We start from the raw sequence: 1,408 nt of genomic DNA, 5'->3' as shown, positions 1-1,408 counted from the left end.
AGTAAACTACCCACACTGACCCTTATGGGGTACAGTGTGGGCTTTTAGTAGCCCTGAACTGTCTGTGCTGAGTTCACAACACAAACAGTTCGAGCCTCCAGGCTGGTTTACAAAAACAGCCCCAATAGCAGATATATTCTTGCTGCCGTTAAAATCAGCGTCACCACTCCAAGAACAAGCCTCATTAGTACATTTGAAACGCTTGTCAGAACGCAGTCCAAGATGTAGGCATTGATAGCAAGTTTGACTTGTCCAAGCTGGAGGAACAGCAATTACTTCTACTCCAAATTGGATGCCTTTGTACTCCAAAAAAGAACGCAATTGATAAAAAGACCAAGAATTAGAACGTCTACGTTCTGTTTTGCTTGTTGGCTTTTGATTAGTTCTTTCACGAATACCTGTTAAGTCTTCAATTGCCACTGCTGCATTATTTTTTAATGCTTGCTGAATGATGGACTTGCTAATGTTATGGTTTAGCCATTGTTGAAATCTTCTCTCCTTACCCGACAGCCGTTTCAATATCTGCCTTGCCCTGCGGCGAGTAGACCTTGTGCCTTTCGTGGCTTTTTTCTGGAGAGATGTTCTGACTCTGGAAAACTTGTCTCTAACATCATTGATTTGCTTTCCATCCCACTTATCACCATTGCTAGTTACAGCAATGTCACGACGACCAAAATCAACACCAATTACATTACTTGACTTAATTGGTGCTGGTGCTTCGTCTTTAATTTGAATGTGGATGTAGTAGTTGCCATCACGATGTTTACATAACTGTGCTGATGTTGGTTTTCTACCTTTTAATTTACCTCTTTGATAATTACCAGCATCAATTTTGATGTGTTCTCTGCCGTTCATTAAAGTCAAGCTAACAGTCCAGTCTTTCTCTCTAAATGAGAAAATTCTGGCATCATAATCAGCCGATGTTGGCTTGAATGTTTTAACTGGCTTGTCTTTTTCTTTAGCGGTTTTGCGATTAGCTCCAACCCTGGCGCAAGCACGAACAGCTAAATTTGCACTTAACCCAAACAAAGTGCGGATCTCGTTATAGACCATGTTTTGAATAGTGGTCTTACTAGTTATCTGAGGTTTAATTTTCTGGTTGGCGTAGTTACACGCCGACTCAAAAGCTTTCAGTACCAGTTCGATTTCTTCTGCTTGTTTTGGGGTGGGGTTAAGTTTGCAAACCAGCGTCAATACTTGTTCCATGACTTCGACCTAATCACAGATGAGTATAATACATCAAAATAGTCGTGTTGTATCAAAGATTTATTTGTTAAAAACTCAACTGCCTCCACTCTTTCAACAACCTGCGGTTGTTATTATTCGGGAGGCGTTTCGTTTTTAACCCGCAATTCCTCTCACCACTGACCTGACGGTTCAGTGGGAGCCTCCTTGCGGGAATAGGTGA

At 41.4% G+C, this 1,408-nt stretch carries 1 protein-coding gene; it reads right to left on the bottom strand.

Going from position 1 to position 1,408, the window contains the following annotated elements; all coding sequences use genetic code 11:
* Positions 1 to 6 precede the first annotated feature (6 nt).
* Complete coding sequence (locus tag UYC_RS0100025) at positions 7 to 1,206, bottom strand: RNA-guided endonuclease InsQ/TnpB family protein (protein WP_016876032.1); 1,200 nt, start codon at positions 1,204 to 1,206, stop codon at positions 7 to 9.
* Positions 1,207 to 1,408 lie beyond the last annotated feature (202 nt).

Source organism: Chlorogloeopsis fritschii PCC 6912 (assembly GCF_000317285.1).
GTDB classification, from domain to species: Bacteria; Cyanobacteriota; Cyanobacteriia; order Cyanobacteriales; family Nostocaceae; genus Chlorogloeopsis; species Chlorogloeopsis fritschii.
This window is presented reverse-complemented; position numbering and strand designations above follow the sequence as displayed.

Bases quoted from the DNA above. Each gene is read 5' to 3' on its own strand.
- UYC_RS0100025 (WP_016876032.1), bottom strand. From the start codon at position 1,206: ATGGAACAAGTATTGACGCTGGTTTGCAAACTTAACCCCACCCCAAAA.